This is a genomic window from Streptomyces doebereineriae, from assembly GCF_031845645.1.
Classification (GTDB): Bacteria; Actinomycetota; Actinomycetes; order Streptomycetales; family Streptomycetaceae; genus Streptomyces; species Streptomyces canus.
The window spans coordinates 619,979-636,936 of record NZ_JAVREZ010000004.1; the positions used below are offsets into that span (position 1 = coordinate 619,979).

General features: G+C 71.2%; 14 protein-coding genes. 4 read left to right on the forward strand and 10 right to left on the reverse strand.

Going from position 1 to position 16,958, the window contains the following annotated elements; translation table 11 throughout:
- Position 1: 1 nt before the first annotated feature.
- The gene (locus tag RNB18_RS15790) at positions 2-1,576 is read right to left on the reverse strand and encodes a TerD family protein (protein ID WP_311714689.1); all 1,575 of its coding nucleotides are present in this window, start codon (positions 1,574-1,576) and stop codon (positions 2-4) included.
- 115 nt (positions 1,577-1,691) lie between these two features.
- The gene (locus RNB18_RS15795; protein ID WP_311714690.1) at positions 1,692-2,288 is read right to left on the reverse strand and encodes a M48 metallopeptidase family protein; all 597 of its coding nucleotides are present in this window, start codon (positions 2,286-2,288) and stop codon (positions 1,692-1,694) included.
- 260 nt (positions 2,289-2,548) lie between these two features.
- On the opposite strand from RNB18_RS15795, the gene RNB18_RS15800 reads away from it, so the two are divergent.
- Positions 2,549-3,766, forward strand: coding sequence for a TOMM precursor leader peptide-binding protein (locus RNB18_RS15800; protein ID WP_311714691.1), 1,218 nt, complete (start codon positions 2,549-2,551; stop codon positions 3,764-3,766).
- The gene (locus RNB18_RS15805; protein WP_311714692.1) at positions 3,759-5,129 is read left to right on the forward strand and encodes an ABC1 kinase family protein; all 1,371 of its coding nucleotides are present in this window, start codon (positions 3,759-3,761) and stop codon (positions 5,127-5,129) included. The genes RNB18_RS15800 and RNB18_RS15805 overlap by 8 nt, the downstream gene beginning before the upstream one ends.
- Positions 5,130-5,276: 147 nt before the next feature.
- Here the strand turns inward: RNB18_RS15805 and RNB18_RS15810 are convergent, their stop codons facing one another.
- The 4 genes from RNB18_RS15810 to RNB18_RS15825 form a co-directional block, all read right to left on the reverse strand.
- Positions 5,277-5,600 (reverse strand): hypothetical protein, encoded by a 324-nt coding sequence (locus tag RNB18_RS15810; protein WP_306976596.1) that lies wholly within the window; start codon positions 5,598-5,600, stop codon positions 5,277-5,279.
- Positions 5,597-5,965 carry a WhiB family transcriptional regulator gene (locus RNB18_RS15815; RefSeq protein WP_030784068.1) on the reverse strand — a complete coding sequence of 123 codons (369 nt, stop codon included), beginning with the start codon at positions 5,963-5,965 and terminating at the stop codon, positions 5,597-5,599. Before RNB18_RS15815 ends, RNB18_RS15810 begins: the two co-directional genes overlap by 4 nt.
- A 175-nt stretch (positions 5,966-6,140) precedes the next feature.
- Complete coding sequence (locus RNB18_RS15820; RefSeq protein ID WP_311714693.1) at positions 6,141-6,464, reverse strand: hypothetical protein; 324 nt, start codon at positions 6,462-6,464, stop codon at positions 6,141-6,143.
- Positions 6,465-6,633: 169 nt separating this feature from the next.
- Positions 6,634-8,829, reverse strand: a complete 2,196-nt coding sequence (locus tag RNB18_RS15825; RefSeq protein ID WP_311714694.1) for an ATP-dependent DNA helicase UvrD2 — start codon at positions 8,827-8,829, stop codon at positions 6,634-6,636.
- Between the two features lie 183 nt (positions 8,830-9,012).
- On the opposite strand from RNB18_RS15825, the gene RNB18_RS15830 reads away from it, so the two are divergent.
- A complete protein-coding gene (locus RNB18_RS15830) occupies positions 9,013-9,270 on the forward strand; it encodes a mycoredoxin (RefSeq protein WP_311714695.1) in 258 nt (85 codons plus the stop codon).
- 97 nt (positions 9,271-9,367) lie between these two features.
- Positions 9,368-10,177 (forward strand): phosphotransferase enzyme family protein, encoded by an 810-nt coding sequence (locus RNB18_RS15835; protein WP_311714696.1) that lies wholly within the window; start codon positions 9,368-9,370, stop codon positions 10,175-10,177.
- Here RNB18_RS15835 and RNB18_RS15840 read toward each other — a convergent pair.
- The 4 genes from RNB18_RS15840 to RNB18_RS15855 form a co-directional block, all read right to left on the reverse strand.
- Complete coding sequence (locus tag RNB18_RS15840; RefSeq protein ID WP_311714697.1) at positions 10,174-10,779, reverse strand: class I SAM-dependent methyltransferase; 606 nt, start codon at positions 10,777-10,779, stop codon at positions 10,174-10,176. The genes RNB18_RS15835 and RNB18_RS15840 overlap by 4 nt on opposite strands.
- A gap of 10 nt (positions 10,780-10,789) precedes the next feature.
- Positions 10,790-11,734: an NAD(+) diphosphatase gene (nudC, locus tag RNB18_RS15845; RefSeq protein WP_311714698.1), complete on the reverse strand. Its 945-nt coding sequence runs from the start codon at positions 11,732-11,734 to the stop codon at positions 10,790-10,792.
- Between the two features lie 154 nt (positions 11,735-11,888).
- Positions 11,889-13,301, reverse strand: coding sequence for a dipeptidase (locus tag RNB18_RS15850; RefSeq protein ID WP_311714699.1), 1,413 nt, complete (start codon positions 13,299-13,301; stop codon positions 11,889-11,891).
- Between the two features lie 10 nt (positions 13,302-13,311).
- Complete coding sequence (locus RNB18_RS15855) at positions 13,312-16,950, reverse strand: ATP-dependent DNA helicase (RefSeq protein ID WP_311714700.1); 3,639 nt, start codon at positions 16,948-16,950, stop codon at positions 13,312-13,314.
- Positions 16,951-16,958: the final 8 nt, after the last annotated feature.

A 16,958-nucleotide genomic window follows, 5' to 3' on the forward strand; every position in this document is an offset into this window, starting at 1 on the left:
CTCACACCTCGAAGGGCTGTACGACGACGAAGTTGCCGGGAGCGCCGCGGAACTGGAGGTTCACGGCCTCGGTGGTCTGCCGGGCGTACCCGGAGCGGCGCAGCCTGAGCGAGGTCGTGGTGACCGCCTGCGCACCTGCGGACCAGGCGATGACGGCGTTGCCGTCGACGTAGGTGGCCGCGCCGACGGGGAGGACGACGGGCACGCCGCGTGTCTTGACGACAACCGCTCCCGTGCCGGAGAAGAGCATGCTGAAGAAGCCCCCGCCGGGCAGTCCCGCGCCCTCGATGCGGCGCACCTCGGTCTCCAGGGACTCGTCGAAGGCGAGCACGCCCTGGGCGCTGGTGTAGATCTGCTCGCCCTGGAGACGGATGACGAAGACACGGCTGGCCTCGTCGGCGAGGAACACCTCGCCGTTGCCCGTACAGCGCATCAGGGACATGCCCTGGCCGGTGAGCGCCCCGGTGAGCTTGCCGAGCAGGCCCGAGCCCTTGTGGGCGAAGTCGATGTCGCCCTGGTAGGCGACCATGCTGCCCTGCTTGGCGAGGATGGGGGCGTCCTTGGTGAGCGTGGCCCGCACCAGGTTCGTGTTCTGCTCGGTCCAGCGGTCGCCGACAGGGGCTTCCGCGTACTTCGTCAGGACGACCCGGACGTTGGCCTCGGGCGGCACTGGGGCGAGCTGGGTGCCGCCGCCGAAGGGCTGCGCCTGGCCGGGGAAGGCTCCAGGGGCACCGGGAGGCGCGAACTGGCCGGCGACGGCGCCCGGAGGAGTGAACTGGCCCGCGGGTGCGCCGGGGGGCGCGAACTGCCCCGCCGGAGGTGCGCCGGGCGGCGTGAAGGTCTGACCCGGTGGAGTGAACGTCTGCGGGCTCGTCGGCGCGGCGGGCGCGGGCGGGGTCGTCCCGGCGACAGGCGCAGCGGCGGGCGCGGGGGGCGGCGGCGCGCCGAACGAAGGTGCCGGCGCGGCGGCCTGCGGGGGCGGGGCGAAGGCCGGCGCCTGGGACTGGGCCGGGACGGCGGGCTGCTGGGGCGCGGCCTCGGGCTCCTCCTCGGCGACCTCGCCGCCGAAGTTCTTCAGCAGCGCGTCGAGGCCGCCGTCGAAGCCCTGGCCGACCGCGGCGAACCGCCAGACGTCCTTCAGATACAGGTCGCCCACCATCACGGCACGCTCGGTGGAGAACTCGCCGCCGTCGAAGGAGTACCGGGCCACTTCCTCGCCACCGGCGACGATTCGAAGGTAGCCGGGAGCGATCTGGGACATCTGGCCTGCGCCGTCGATCGTCGCCGTGAACGACAGCTTCTGGATCTGCGACGGAATCTGATCGAGCGTGACCCGGAACGACTCCGTGTCGCCCGACTGCGCGCCCAGGAGCTGGATGGAGTCCTCGGGGGACTTCGGCTGGTTGAAGAAGATGAAGTACCGGTCGTCCGAGAGCCGTTCGTCGGCGTCGAGGCCGAAGCAGCTGATGTCGAAGGTCAGTCCGGGGCCGGAGATCTGCACGCCTACGTACAGATCCGTGCCCGCGGTCAGGTCACTGATCTTGGCCTTGTGGCCGCGTTGGAATTCCCTGGCCATGCGTAACGACCGTCCCCCATCCCGAATACGAGTGCGTCGCGACAGGCTAACGGCAAACTCGGACACCGGTGCAGGTCGGTACAGATCCGGTACAAAAACCCGTTCGGGTCGGCGGTCACTCTCCGCGGGCGTCCGGAGGGTGCGGCAACCGGTCGGCGGCGACCACGCCTTCGAGATAGCCCTTGGCCCGCTCGGTGCGCGGATAGGCCTCCAGCAACCGCCAGAAACGGGGCCCGTGTCCGGGCACGAGCAGATGCGCGAGCTCATGGAGCAGGACGTAGTCGACGACGTACTCCGGCATGCCCTGGAGCCGGTGCGAGAGCCGGATGCTGCCTTCGGACGGGGTGCACGAGCCCCAGCGGGTGTTCTGGTTGGTGACCCAGCGCACCGAGGCGGGCCGCGCCCGGCCGTCGAAGTACTGGGCCGAAAGCCGCTGGGCGCGCTCGGAGAGCTCGGTGTCGCCGAGGACCCGTTTGCTCTCCTGGGCGGCCAGCTTGTCGAGCATGACGCTCACCCAGCGCTGCTCCTCGGCCTCGGACATCCGGGCAGGGATGAGCACGACGGTGCGATCGCCCTCGCGGTACGCGGAGACCGTCCGGCGGCGACGGCTGCTCCTGCGCACCTCGATCGCGCTCGCCCCCGAGCCGCTCGGCGGCTGGCTCGTCGTACTGCGCTGTGGCTTTCCGGCGCTGTGCAGTGGGTCGGCGGGCACGCCCTGACGTTACCCGCTGCACACGGGTGAAGTCCCGACTCCGGGACGGTTCGGTTCCGATCGCCCGCCATGCGTCTGATTTGTACGACGAATGGCCCTCACCTGTGGACAACTTTCGGCACGTGACGGCCGGGTCCGGGCATGCTGGCACCGCCGCCTGAGCCACGACCGGCCGTCGTCCGGGCTCCGGCGACGGACGGGGACGTTCCACGAGGGCTACGGGGGCTGTCATGCAAGCAGTGGTTCCGCTCGAGCAAACAATGGTTCCGCAGATGAAACCCGCGCTCCGGCGCGGCTGGCGCGATCTCAACACGGTGCAGTTCGGGATGACCCCGGCGCACGCGATGACGCTGGGTCCGATGGACACGGCGACGGGCAGCTTCCTCGACCTGCTCAACGGCACGCGAGGTCTCGCGCTGCTGCGGGAGGAGGGGCGCCGTATGGATCTGCCCGAGGGCCATGTCGACACGCTGGTGGGGCGGCTCGCGCGAGCCGGACTCGTCGACGACGCGAGGGGCGGCGGGCCGGACGCGGACACGTTGCGGGGGAAGAAGGAGGTCCTCGACCGGCTGGCACCCGACCTGGCGTCCCTCTCGCTGACCACGTCGGAGCCGGGTGACGCGATGAGACTCCTGGCCGCCCGCCGTTCACTGCGCGTGCAGGTCAGGGGTGCCGGCCGGGTGGGTGTGGTGCTGGCCGCGCTGCTCTCCGGTGCCGGCGTCGGGGAGGTCGACGTGCGGGACAGCGGGCGGGTCGAGCCCTGGGACGTGGCTCCGGGTGGGCTGCCCGCCGGCTCCGTCGGCGACCGCAGGGACACGGCCGCACGCCGGGCGGTGTCCGCGGCGGCTCCGGGGCGCCCGCCCCGCGGTGGCTCCCGGGCCTCGACCGGGGCGGACGACCCCGGGTTCTCCCTGGTGATCCTGGCCCCGCGGGACGACGTCGACGTGCACGCGCCCGCCCCGGCCACCGGCGAGCCCCTCGTGAGGTCCGGCACACCTCATCTGTACGCCGGTGTGGTCGAGGCGACGGGAGTGGTCGGCCCTCTCGTCCTGCCGGGCGAGACGGGCTGCGCGGGCTGTCTGCACGAGACGCGGACCGACCGCGACCAGACCTGGCCCCGGCTGGTCGCCCAGTGGCGTTCGGGCAGCAGACGGCTGACGGCGCGGCCCTGTGACCTGGCACTGGCCACTACAGTCGCCGGGCTTGCGGCCGCGCACGCACTCGCCTTCCTGGACGGTCGCCTCCCGTCGAGCGCGGGCGTCCGCTGGGAGGTCTCGCTGCCCAATCTGAGCTGGCACGCGCGGCCGGTCCGGCCGCATTCCGCATGTCCGTGCGGGGCCGCGGAGAAAGGTAAGGGAGAACACACCTCCAAGGAGGAGGCTGCGCACGAGACAATGACGGAGCAAGGGTCGTCGGAGGAGCTGTGCCGCAAGGCAACCGCGCCACGGCCTGCTGGGACCTGGAGGGCGCATGTCTGATCTTCCCCGGAAGGCGGTCACCCGGACCGCCAAGCTCGCCGCGCTCCCGCTCGGCTACGCCGGGCGGGCCACCTGGGGACTCGGCAAGCGGATCGTGGGCGAGTCCGCGGAGATCGTCGGCCGAGAGCTGCAACAGCGCACCGCCGACCAGTTGTTCAAGGTGCTCGGGGAGCTCAAGGGCGGCGCCATGAAGTTCGGCCAGGCCCTGTCCGTCTTCGAGTCGGCGCTCCCCGAGGAGGTCGCCGGCCCCTACCGCGCGGCCCTGACGAAGCTGCAGGAGGCGGCGCCCCCGATGCCGACCCGCACCGTGCACACCGTGCTCGAGGAGCGGCTGGGCGAGGACTGGCGGGAGCTGTTCGCCGAGTTCGACGACAAGCCCTCCGCGGCGGCGTCCATCGGCCAGGTGCACCGGGCCGTGTGGCACGACGGGCGCGAGGTGGCGGTCAAGGTCCAGTACCCGGGAGCCGGCGAGGCCCTGCTGTCCGATCTGAACCAACTGGGCCGCTTCGCCCGTCTGCTGGGGCCCCTCGTCCCCGGGATCGACATCAAGCCACTCATCGCCGAACTGCGCGACCGGGTCTCGGAGGAGCTCGACTACGGCTTGGAGGCACAGGCCCAGCAGGCCCATGCGGAGGAGTTCGCGGACGATCCGGACGTCGTGGTCCCGGCCGTGGTCCACCAGAGCGACCAGGTCCTGATCACGGAGTGGATCGACGGTGTGCCCCTGTCGGAGGTGATCTCCGACGGCACCCAGGAGCAGCGCGACCGCGCCGGACAACTCCTGGCCCGTTTCCTCTTCTCCGGCCCCGCGCGCACCGGCCTGCTGCACGCCGACCCGCACCCGGGCAACTTCCGGCTCCTGCCCGGCGGTCCGGGCGGCGAGGAGGACTGGCGCCTGGGCGTCCTGGACTTCGGCACGGTCGACCGGCTCCCGGGCGGTCTGCCGGACACCATCGGCACCTCCCTGCGCATGACGCTGGACGGTGAGGCGGAAGCGGTCTACGAACTCCTCCGCGTGGAGGGCTTCGTCAAGGAGTCGATAGAGCTGGACCCCGACGCGGTCCTCGACTACCTCCTGCCGATCATCGAACCGGCCGAGGTCGACGAGTTCACCTTCACCCGCGGCTGGATGCGCAGCCAGGCCGCCCGGATCGCAGACCCCCGCTCCCCCGCCCACCAACTGGGCAAACAGCTCAACCTCCCCCCGGCATACCTCCTGATACACCGGGTCACCCTGAGCACCATCGGCGTCCTGTGCCAGTTGGGCGCGACCGTCCGGCTGCGCGAGGAACTGGAGGAGTGGCTGCCGGGGTTCATGCCGGAGGAGGACCTGGACGAAGAGGGATCCGCCGCGGAGGCGTGAACGGTCTTCGTCAGGTGTAGGCGCACAACGCAGCGCGGGGGCGGGTCCGTTCGGACGGACCCGCCCCCGCGGGGGAGAGCTTCCGCCTCCCGGTGAGCTCAGTTCTGCTCGGTTCGGGAGGCCACCGCTTCAGGTGTGGGTCGGGATCTACTGCATGACGGCGATGGCGAGCGCACGGCGAGCACGCAGGGAGGCGCGCTCGGCCCGGCGCTGCATCCGGCGGGCGGTCGCCAGGCGGATCGCCCGGCGTTCCTGCTCGGCCTCATGCAGCCGGTCGTGCATATGCGCACGAGCCAGGGCTTCTGGGATGAGTTGCATCTCTCGGGTCCTGTTCTGACGCGAGTCGGACGCGTCGGTGGTGGTGAAGTCTGGGATCGCGGAGCCGGTGGGCTCGCTGGTGGACGGCTTCATCGGGGCCTGCTTCGTGGGGTCGTTCGTGAGGGGGCGGTCGATCGTTCCTGCGGTGTTCATGCCGTGACCGGGTTCTTGCGCGGGCGACCACGCGGCCGCTTCCGGGCGACGACGACCCCCTGGACGAACAGCTCGCCACCCCAGACGCCCCAGGGCTCACGCCGCTCCTTGGCGCCGGCGAGGCAGGCCTCCATCAGCGGGCAGGTGCGGCAGAGGGACTTGGCGTACTCGACGTCGGCCGGCGACTCGGCGAAGAAGACCTCCGGGTCGTAGGAACGGCAGGGGACGGGTACGCCGAGGTTCTCGATGGCGTCGTCGAGCGCGGTGAGCGCGGTGAGCGGAGTCAAGGCGGAGTCCTCCGTGAGGCCGGGCGGGGGGATCGTTTCGGAAGGCGGTACGGACGGGGCGTGCGCTTCGAGTTGCACGGGTTGTCTTCCTCGTCTGTTCGGTCCGGCCCTGTTGGACCGGTAGTCGCTTGGTACCGGGTTCTTTTCTTGTCCCGAGGCCCCTTCGCTCCGCTCTCCCCGTTCGGGGAAAACAGAAGGGCCGCGGATCCCGGATGGGGTTCCGCGGCCCTGAAGGCGCCGGCCTGATCGACGATCAGGCTGGATCACTCCAGGGTTCTGGCCCACGGAAGGCCCACATCAGGTGGTGCTGCGTCGTCTGCTTCCGGAATCCGGCACCGGCCGCCGCAAAGGCATAGACATGCGCCTGTGCCACTACTGCTTCCAGTGCCTTGGTCGGTCGCTCATTGCGCTCGCGGACGGGAAGGACCGCGAGAGACACGGAGGACGCCGGACGCGCGGCAGGAATGCCGGACAGACCGGTGCCCAGGTTCGAAACGCCGAGCATGCACGCGGAGACGACCGAGCGATCGGTCATTTTGGCCGTGGTGATGGCCGTGCTGCTGTTGATGCTGATCACTTCAATCGCCTCCTCTCGGCGTCTCTGGGGACGGCGGCGCGAGCCGCTGTCCGACGGAAATGCAAGTAGAACACGGAATCGGGGCCTCCGAGAAGGCCTCCGTCCCCGTGGCTAAGAACCTATGGGGATTGCTGGGGCATGCGCAAACTATTTTTTCGACGAGTTGGGATCAGGCCTCGTTTTCTTCTTCCGAAACGTCCTGGCCTGCACAGATGGTCAGCACATCGGCTCCGTAGCGGTTGAGCTTGCGCATGCCGACGCCCGGGATCCGCGCGAGCTCGTGCTCGTCGTCGGGCACGGCCTCGGCGATCGCCATCAGGGTCTTGTCCGTGAAGACGCAGAAGGCCGGCTGTCCTGTGCGTTGCGCCTGCACCGCACGCCAGTCGCGCAAGCGCTCGTAGAGTCCCTCGTCCATGTCGGAGGGGCAGTCCTCGCAACGCATGAGCTTCATCTCGCCCGCGTCGGTGAGCGTGCGCCCGCACACCCGGCAGCGCGCCGGGGTGCGCTGGGTGCGTCTGGGAGCGGCGCCGGCGGGGCTGGTGAAGCCGCGCTCGACACCTCCGGGACCGCCACCCGCAGTCCGCCCCGCGGTGGCGGTGGAGCCGGGGCGCAGTCCGTCGAGGAAGCGGCTGGGGCGGCGGTTGGGGCGGCCGCCGGGCGAGCGGGACAGCGACCAGGACACGTGCAGGCGCTCGCGGGCGCGGGTGACACCGACATAGAGGAGCCGGCGCTCCTCCTCGATCTGCTCGTCCGTCTTCGCGTAGGTGATCGGCATCATGCCCTCGGCGACACCGACAAGGAACACGGCGTCCCACTCCAGACCCTTGGCCGAGTGCAGGGAGGCGAGGGTGACGCCCTCGACGGTCGGGGCGTGCTGGGCGCCGGCCCGCTCGTCGAGTTCGGCCACGAGGTCGTTCAGAGTGGCGCCGACTCTCGCGGCGGCGAAGTCCTGCGCGAGGTTCACCAGGGCGGCCAGCGATTCCCAGCGCTCCCTGACGGCCCCGGAGCCGGCCGGCGGCACAGTGGTCCAGCCCTCGCCCGACAGCACGGCACGCACCTGCGAGGGCAGGTCGACGGCGTCGTCCAACCGCGAGTCGTTGCCGCCGAAGCGGGCCGCGCCCCGGAGGTTGACGATGGCCCTGCGTACCTCGGGACGGTCGAAGAACCGCTCGGCGCCGCGCAGCTGATAGGGCACTCCGGCGTCGGCCAGGGCCTGTTCATAGGTCTCGGACTGGGAGTTGGTGCGGAACAGGATGGCGATCTCGCTGGCCCGGACGCCCGCGTCCATGAGCTCCCGGATACGGCGGGCGGCTCCCTCGGCCTCGGCGGGCTCGTCGGTGTACTCGGTGTAGACGGGCTCGGGGCCGGGCCGGCGCTGGGAGATCAGTTCCAGCCGGTGGTCGGCCGCGCGGCCGCGGGCCTGGGCGAGCAGGCCGTTGGCGAGATGGACGACCTGAGGGGTGGAGCGGTAGTCGCGGACCAGTTTGACGACGGTGGCGCCGGGGTGGCGGGTACGGAAGTCGAGAAGATGGTCGGGAGTTGCGCCAGTGAAGGAGTAGATCGTCTGGCTGGCGTCGCCGACGACGCACAGGCTGTCGCGGCGCCCGAGCCACAGATCCAGCAGGCGCTGCTGCAGGGGGCTGACGTCCTGGTACTCGTCGACGACGAAGTGCTGGTACTGGGAACGGACCTGTTCGGCGATGTCGTGCCGGTCCTGGAGGATGGCGACGGTGAGCAGCAGGACGTCCTCGAAGTCGATGACGGCGCGATCGCGCTTGAGGTCCTCGTAGGCGGAGTAGAGCTGTGCGATCTCGGCCGCGGCGCGAGTGGTCTCACGGCCGGCCTTCGCTGCCGCGAGGGCGTAGTCGGAGGGAACGGTCTGGGTGACCTTGGACCATTCGATCTCGCCGGTGACGTCCCTCAGCTCGCCCCGGTCGAGGCGGATGCGGCAGGCGGCGGCCGCGTCGGCGACGAGCTGGATCTTGCGGTCGACAAGCCGGGGCATGGAACCACCGACGGCTTTCGGCCAGAAGTACTGGAGCTGGCGCAGGGCCGCCGAGTGGAACGTACGCGCCTGGACGCCCGCGGCGCCGAGCTGGCGCAGTCGCCCGCGCATCTCCCCGGCAGCACGGTTGGTGAAGGTGACGGCGAGCACGCTCGAGGGCTGGAGGATTCCGGCCCGCACCCCGTAGGCGATGCGATGGGTGATCGCCCGGGTCTTGCCGGTGCCGGCGCCCGCCAGCACGCACACCGGCCCGTGCAGGGCGGTGGCCACCTCGCGCTGCTCGGGATCAAGCCCTTCGAGCACCGCGTCGGCCGAGTCCGGTGTGCGCGGGAAGAGCGTGGAGTGCGTTGCTGCTGTCACACGGCCATGCTGCCAGGTCGGCGGAGACGGGTGAGCCGGTTGTCCACAGGCAGGTAGCCGCAGTCGTACTAATGCGGCAGGCGTCACCTGGCCGGGCAGCCGGGTCGGGAATGGCGCTCAGGTCGCATACGTTCCCTCAACGGACGACCTCTTCCCCCGAGCCACCGAAGGAGCGCGCGAGACATGCAGGGCACTGTGACGATGTACAGCACCACATGGTGCGGTTACTGCCAGCGGCTGAAGAAGCAGCTGGACCGCGAGGGCATCGCGTACACCGAGATCAACATCGAGCAGGACCCGGCGTCCGCGGCTTTCGTGGAGAAGGCGAACGGCGGGAATCAGACGGTTCCGACCCTTCAGGTGGTTCCCTCCAGCGGTGGCGCTGAGGTCGTGATGACGAACCCGAGCCTGGCCCAGGTGAAGCAGGCGCTCGGCGTCTGACTCACATGACGCACACGACCCCCGACCGGCCTGGCGCCGGATCGGGGGTTTTGTATGCCCGCCCTGTACGAGGCGGCTCGGCGGTAGCGTGATCGACATGACGACCGAGGACGGGGCGGACTGTGAGGCGCTGGTCGGTGGCATGGCGAACGCGGGCGCGGTCTTCCGCCGGGGTGCGTCGGTGGAACGCCCGGCACCGCGCAACGCACACGCCCTCCATGCCCACCTCCTCGCGCTGAAAGAGCACGGCTTCGACGCGGCTCCGGCTCCCGTGGGCCTGACCGCTGACGGTCGTGAGCAGCTGACCTTCGTCCCTGGCGACGTGGCTCTGCCACCGTTCCCGCCCTGGGTGCTGACGACGACCGCCCTCGAATCGGTGGGCATCCTGCTGCGCCGCCTGCACGAGGCCGGTGCGACCATCGCGGTCGCAACAGACGTCGAGTGGCCCCAGGACCTCTCCGACCCGGAGGGCGGAACGATGGTGTGCCACAACGACGTGTGCCCGGAAAACGTCGTCTTCCGCGACGGTCGTGCCGCCGCCTTGATTGATTTCGACCTGGCGGCTCCGGGCCGTCCTCTCTGGGACGTAGCCATGGCCGCCCGCTACTGGGTTCCCATGCTTGATCCGGTGTCCGCAGCTGCCGCGTATCCCGCCGGACTGGATGCGCCTGCACGGCTGCGGACGCTTGCCGACGGCTACGGTCTCTCGCCAGGAGAGCGCGCCGAATTGCCCGGCGTGATCGAGCAGGCCACGGAGATCTGCCGGGCCTTCGTCGCCCGCCGCGTGGCCGACGGTGATCCTCTCTATCTCCAAGCGCTGGCCGACCGTGGCGGATGGGAACGCTGGGACCGCATACAGGCCTGGCTGACCGACCACCGCGAGACGTTCACTGTCGCGCTGACCTAGGACTCAAGTGGTTTGTCCCATACCGCCGTGTAGCGCCACAGCAGTCGGCGCCGGTAACGGCAGCCGGGCAGAAGGCGGCGGGCAGCCCTGCGCGCCTCGCCCCAGTGCACGGTCGAGTCCTCCATGGGCATGCCGACCGGCGCCCGCTTGCCGCCCCGTCGCCGTCTGAGGAGCAGCGACACGGGTAGGCCACAGCCGCTGATCACCCAGTCCAGCGCCGTCCTGTTGTACGCCATCCCGACGATCACCAGCCGTCCGCCGGGGGCCAGCAGCCGGACCAGGCTGTCGACCGCGTCCTCGAAGGGCGCGTGGTGCACCACGGCGACCGCGCTGACGAAGTCGTACCTGGCCTCGGGCAGGGCGGTGCCGTCCAGGTAGTCCGCCTCCAGGAACGTGATGTTCCCGGAGGCGGTCGCGCGCGCCTGCCGGATCATCTCCGGTGAGCGGTCCACGCCCGTGACCAACGCGGCCTTCTCGGCCAGCTTGCGGGCGAGCAGCCCGTCACCGCACCCCACGTCCAGGGCCTCTCGACAGCCGTCCGGCACGGCGTCGAGCACCAGGCGGTGGTAGTGGACGTTGTGGTTCCAGTACGGGTCGGGCATGCCCGTCCTCTCAGACGAAACTCCTCGTCGGCAGCGGCTTGCCGTACCAGAGCTCGATCAGACGGGCCGCGATCGAGATGCCGTACGGCGGGAGGACCTCTCCCGTCTCGAAGGCGGCGCCCAGTTCGTCGCGGGAGAACCAGCGGGCCTCATGGATCTCGTCCCCGTCGACATCGATCTCGGTGGAGGTGGCACGGGCCATGAAGCCGAGCATGAGGCTGGAGGGGAACGGCCAGGGCTGGCTGGCAACATACTCGACCGGGCCGACGGTGATCCCGGCCTCCTCGAAGACCTCGCGGCGCACCGACTGCTCGATGGACTCGCCCGGCTCGACGAATCCGGCGAGGGTCGAGAAGCGGCCCTCCGGCCAGTGCACCTGGCGGCCGAGCAGGATGCGGTCCTCGTCGTCCGTGACGGCCATGATCACGGCCGGGTCGGTGCGCGGGTAGTGCTCGGCACCGCAGGCCTGGCAGCGGCGGATGTGGCCGGCCGCGGCGATGACGGTGCGTTCGCCGCAGCGGGAGCAGAAGCGGTGGGTCCGCTGCCAGTTCTCCAGACCGACCGCATGCACCATCAGGCCCGCCTCGCGCGCGGACAGCAGCAGGCCGGCCTCGCGCAGTCCGGCCGGTCGCGCGGACTGGTCGATGCGGCCGGGCAGGGTGTCCTTCTGGAGGGCGAAGTAGCGGACACCCTCCTCGTCGATGCCGAGGAAGTAGCGGTGTGCCTCGGTCAGCGGGGCCTCGAAGGACGGGGTCATGACGAGTTCGGTACGGCCGTCAGCCGTCTCGTCGATCAGGACCTGACCGCCGGAAACCACGAAGCAGCGGGTTGTGGGGTGGCTCCACGCTGCCGCGAGCCAGGCCTCGTCGAGCCGGTGGTGCGCGGCGCGGTCGATGCCGCTGGGGGCGGTGAGCGAGACGGGACGGTCGGCGGTGTGGTCGGTCCAGGTGGTCACGGGTGCTTCCAACTCCCCCGGTGCAGCGGATTGTTTCGGCGAACGGTTCGGCGGGACGTACGTCGGAGGGCGACCGGGTCCGGCGGGGCCTCGCGGTACGGGGCGGCCCTTTCAGGGTGCCCCGCGCGCTGCCGGGCCGGGCGGCGCGGGACGGTCAGGGCGCGTGGCTCCAGTGCTCGGCGAGATCACCCCAAAGGTAAGCGGAGGTCTCGACGCCCTTGAACAGCAGATCGAGCTCGACTTTCTCGTTCGGCGCGTGCCAGCCGTCGGAGGGGACGGAGATGCCGAGGAACAGCACGGGTGTGCCGAGGACGTCCTGGAGGTCGGCGGCAGGGCCGGAGCCACCTTCGCGGGTGAAGCGGACCGAGCTCTCGAAGGCGCGGCCCAGGGCGCGGACCACGGACTGCAGCGCGGGGTGGTCGAGCGGGGTCAGGCACGGGCGCGTGGCGGGCGCGAAGGTGATCTCGTGCCGGATCCCGGCGGGCACCTGCTCAGTGGCCCAGGCGCGGACGGCCTTCTCGATGTGGTCGGGATCCTGGCCCGCAACCAGACGGAACGACAGCTTCACCATGGCCGACGACGGGATGATCGTCTTGCTCCCGGGGCCCTGGTAGCCGCCGCCGATGCCGTTGACCTCGGCGGTGGGGCGGGCCCAGATCCGCTCCAGGGTGGTGTGTCCGGACTCGCCGTGGGTGGCGTGCGACCTGGCCGTGTGCAGCCACTGCTGCTCGTCGAAGGGGAGTTCGGCGAAGAGTTCACGCTCGCGGTCGGTCAGTTCGACGATGCCGTCGTAGAAGCCGGGGACGGTCACGCGTGCGTGCTCGTCGTGCAGGGCGGCGACCAGGCGGGCGACCGTCGTGGCCGGGTTGGGTACAGCGCCGCCGAAGGCGCCCGAGTGGATGTCCTGGTCGGGGCCGTACAGCCGGATCTCGCACTCGGCGAGGCCGCGCATGCCGGTGCACACGGTGGGGGTGTTCTCGTCCCACATGCTGGTGTCGGAGACGATCACGGCGTCGGCGGCGAGCCGGTGCGTGTGCTTCTCGACGAGGGCGCGGAAGTGGGGTGAGCCGGACTCCTCCTCGCCCTCGATCAGCAGCTTGAGATGCACGGCGGGGGCGGTGCGGCCGGTGGCGGCGAGGTGGGCGCGGACGCCGAGGGCGTGGAAGAGGACCTGGCCCTTGTCGTCGGCCGCCCCGCGCGCGTAGAGGCGGTTGTCGCGGACGACCGGCTCGAACGGGTCGCTGTCCCAGCCGTCCTCGCGGGCGGCGGGCTGTACGTCGTGGTGGCCGTAGACGAGGACTGTGGGGGCCGTCGGGTCCCCGGCGGGCCACTCGGCGAAGACGGCGGGCGCACCCGGGGTCTCCCAGACCTCGGCCGTGGGGAACCCGGTCTCCTTGAGCTTGGCTGCGAGCCAGTCGGCACTGCGGCGTACATCGGGGCCGTGGTCGGGCTGCGCCGAGACGGACGGGATGCGCAGCCATTCGGCGAGCTCGTCGAGGAAGGCGGCGCGGTGCTGCTCGATGTACGTACGGACGGCGCTGACGGCACTGTCAACGGGTTGGCTCATGGTCACGAGCCTATCGGCCCGCACCGACATCCTCGGTGGGCGGTTCCTCACAGTGTGCCTGCGCGGAACCGTTCGACCGCCCTCCCGGTCCCTGGGTGAGCAGCCGCTCCAGTGCTGCCCGGCCGGGCAGGTCCTTGGGGCGTACGACTTCTCCGGTACGGACGTACAGGAACGCGGCCGTGACCGATTCCACAGGGACGCCCTGCCGCTCGGCCCAGGCCAACCGGTACACGGCGAGCTGGAGGGGGTCGGCGGTGCGGGTGCGGCTGGTCTTCCAGTCGACGATCTCGTACGTCGTCGTGTCCCCGTCGCTGTGTCGGTAGACGGCGTCGATACGGCCCCGGATCACGCGGCCTGCGACGGCGAGCTGGAAGGGCGTCTCGATCCGGTAGGGGGTGCGGTGGGCGTACTCGCTGCGCTCGAAGGCGTCCTTGAGGGCTTCCAGGTCGCGTTCGTCGGCGATCTCGGCGTCGCTGCCGGGCAGGTCGTCCGGTTCCAGCATGGGCAGGGTCAGGGCTTCGAAGCGGGCTTCGACCCAGGCGTGGAACCGGGTGCCCTGACGTGCGGCCGGTTGCGGAGGGCGCGGCATGGGGCGCGCGAGCTCCTGTGCGAGCCCGTCCGGGTCGCTCGCCAGACGCAGGACCTGGGACGCGGTGAGTGACGCGGGCAGGGGCACGTCGGTGACGGCTTGCCGTGTGCGCAGGAGTTCCCCGGCCAGGGCGTCGAGGTCGCGGTCCCAGGAGGCGATGGTGCGGGCTTCCTCGGGGGTGAGCCGGGGGTGCGTGGGAGTCTGCTGGTGGGCGCGCTGACGCGTGGGCGGGCGCTCGGGAACGTGGGCGCGCGCCTCGTGAGGCTCACGCTCCTCGGGATGGCTTCGCGGGCCCTCGTGGGGGCCGGTGGGCTCGTCGCCGTCCGGGGCCGTGGCCTGGTGCGGGACGGCCGCGCGGACCGTCGTCCAGGTGTCCCAGTCGGCGGGGTCCTCCGGGAGGGGCTCGTCCTCGGCGTCCACGAAGGCCTCTGGGTCCGGTTCTGCGAAGTCCCGGTCATCGAAGCCCGGCTCCTCGTCATCCGGTGGTGGGGGCCAGTCCGGGTCGTCGTAGGTGTCCGGGTCGTGGGCGGCCGCGGGATGGCCGTCCGTGTGGGAGGCGAGGTTCTCCAGGTGGGCCAGGACCGTCTCGGCGGCGGCGCGACGGCGCGCGAGGGCGGTGTCGTCGAGGGGCAGGGGCCAGACCTGGTCGGCGCTCTGTCCGTGCAGGGCCGGGTTCTCCGCGTCCTCGGCGGGTTCGTCGGCCCAGGCCTCGATCTCGCCGTAGCCGGCCGTGCAGTGGTCGGACAGGGCCTTGAGGAAGTCGGACGGGCCTCGGGGCTTCTTCTGTGTCGGTCCCCACCAGTGGCCGGAGCCGAGGAGGAGGGAGCGGGGTCGGGTGAAGGTGACGTAGCCGAGGCGGAGTTCCTCGGTGTGCTGGTGGTCCTTCATGGCCTCGTGGAAGGCCTTCATGCCGCGTGAGTCCCAGGAGTCGATGTCGGGCAGGGTGTCGGTGTCGCCGCGCAGCGCGTGCGGCAGCACCTTGCCCTGGGCGGTCCACTTCTCGCGGCCCTGGGTGCTCGGGAAGGTCCCGGTGACCAGGCCGGGGACGGCGACGACATCCCACTCCAGGCCCTTGGACTTGTGCGCGGTGAGCACCTTGACGGTGTTCTCGCCGCCGGGCAGTGCGTTGTCGAGGCCCTTCTCGTACTGGGCGGCGGTGCGCAGGAAGCCGAGGAAGGCGAGGAGGGTCGCCTCGTTGTCGCCGGCCGCGAACGAGGCGGCGATGTCGAGGAAGTTGGACAGGGTCTCGCGGCGGCGGGCGGCCAACGCGTGCGGGGAAGCCGACAGTTCGACCTCCAGGCCGGTGACGGCGAGGACGCGGTGCAGGACGTCCATCAGGGGGTCGGCGAGGGAGCGGCGAAGGTCGCGCAGTTCGGCGGCCAGGCGCGCGAACCGCACACGCGCGTCCGGCGAGAAGGGCAGCCCGTCGTCGTCCTCGTCCTCGCTGTAGAGGGGTGTCTCCAGGAAGGTCTCCAGGGCGTCGGCGAGCGATATCACCTCGGCCGGGTCGACCCCCTCGACGGCCTCGGCGAGCCGGCGGTCGGGGTCGTCGTCGCCGTCCACGCGCGCGTACGACACGAGCCGCCGGGCACGCCGGCCGAGGAGGGCGAGGTCGCGCGGGCCGATGCGCCAGCGCGGGCCGGTCAGCAGGCGGACCAGGGCGGCGTTGGCACCGGGGTCCTGGAGGACCTCGCAGACGGCGACCAGGTCGGCGACCTCTGGCAGGTGCAGCAGGCCCGAGAGTCCCACCACCTCCACCGGAACGTCCCGTGCGACGAGGGCGCCCTGGATCTCGGCGAAGTCGGTCGCGGTGCGGCACAGGACGGCGATCTCGCCGGGCTCCTTCCCGGTCCGTACGAGATGGGTGATCGAATCCGCGAGCCAGTCGATCTCCTCGGCGTGGGTGGGCAGGAGAGCGCAGCGCACCATGCCGTCGCGCTCGGCGCCGGGGGCCGGGCGGAGGGCCTCCACGCCCGCGTGCATGGCGCGCAGGGGCTCGGCGAGGCCGTTGGCGAGGTCGAGGAGGCGGCCGCCGCTGCGGCGGTTCTCGCTGAGCGCCTGCCGCGTGGCGGGCCGGCCGTCGGGGTGGGCGAAGTGCTCGGGGAAGTCGTCGAGGTTGGCGACGGAGGCGCCGCGCCAGCCGTAGATGGCCTGGCAGGGGTCGCCGACGGCGGTGACCGGATGGCCGGTGCCGCCGCCGAACAGGCCTGCCAGCAGGACGCGCTGGGCGACCGAGGTGTCCTGGTACTCGTCGAGCAGCACCACCTTGAACTCGTCGCGCAGGATGCGGCCCACCTCCGGGGCCCCCGCGAGGCGTGCGGACAGGGCGATCTGGTCACCGAAGTCGAGCAGGTCGCGTTCGCGTTTGGCGGCGCGGTAGCGGACGACCAGGTCGGCGAGTTCACGGCGGGCGGCAGCCGTCTCGGGGACCTTGCGCAGGGCGTCGTTGGTGAGTTTGGCGCCCTGCAAGTCGCGCAGCAGTTCGGCGTCGTACGCGCGCAGGCGCTCGGGGTGTACGAGGTGCTCGGCGAGTTCCGCGTCGAGGGTGAGGAGGTCGCTGACGAGGTCGGCGAAGGAGCGGGTCAGGGCCGGGTAGGGGCCGGGGGCCTCGCGCAGTACGCGCGCGGCGAGCTGGTAGCGGGTGGCGTCGGCGAGCAGCCTGGAGGTGGGTTCGAGCCCGATGCGCAGGCCGTGGTCGGTCAGCAGGCGGCCCGCGAAGGCGTGGTACGTGGAGATCACGGGTTCGCCCGGCGGGTTGTCCGGGTCGATGACGTCGGGGTCGGTGACGCCGGCCTTGATGAGTGCCTTGCGGACGCGCTCGGCGAGTTCTCCGGCGGCCTTGTTGGTGAAGGTGAGGCCGAGGACCTGTTCGGGGGCGACCTGGCCGGTGCCGACCAGCCAGACCACGCGGGCCGCCATCACCGTCGTCTTGCCCGAGCCGGCGCCGGCCACGATCACCTGCGGCGCGGGCGGCGCGGTGATGCAGGCCGTCTGCTCCGGGGTGAACGGGATGCCGAGGAGCTCCTTGAGCTGATCGGGATCGGTGATACGGGCGGGCATGTCGCAGA

Bases quoted from the DNA above. Each gene is read 5' to 3' on its own strand.
- RNB18_RS15830 (WP_311714695.1), top strand. From the start codon at position 9,013: ATGCAGGGCACTGTGACGATGTACAGCACCACATGGTGCGGTTACTGC.
- RNB18_RS15790 (WP_311714689.1), bottom strand. From the start codon at position 1,576: ATGGCCAGGGAATTCCAACGCGGCCACAAGGCCAAGATCAGTGACCTG.
- RNB18_RS15800 (WP_311714691.1), top strand. From the start codon at position 2,549: ATGGTTCCGCAGATGAAACCCGCGCTCCGGCGCGGCTGGCGCGATCTC.
- RNB18_RS15850 (WP_311714699.1), bottom strand. From the start codon at position 13,301: ATGAGCCAACCCGTTGACAGTGCCGTCAGCGCCGTCCGTACGTACATC.
- RNB18_RS15805 (WP_311714692.1), top strand. From the start codon at position 3,759: ATGTCTGATCTTCCCCGGAAGGCGGTCACCCGGACCGCCAAGCTCGCC.
- RNB18_RS15835 (WP_311714696.1), top strand. From the start codon at position 9,368: ATGACGACCGAGGACGGGGCGGACTGTGAGGCGCTGGTCGGTGGCATG.
- RNB18_RS15855 (WP_311714700.1), bottom strand. From the start codon at position 16,950: ATGCCCGCCCGTATCACCGATCCCGATCAGCTCAAGGAGCTCCTCGGC.
- RNB18_RS15840 (WP_311714697.1), bottom strand. From the start codon at position 10,779: ATGCCCGACCCGTACTGGAACCACAACGTCCACTACCACCGCCTGGTG.
- RNB18_RS15810 (WP_306976596.1), bottom strand. From the start codon at position 5,600: ATGAACACCGCAGGAACGATCGACCGCCCCCTCACGAACGACCCCACG.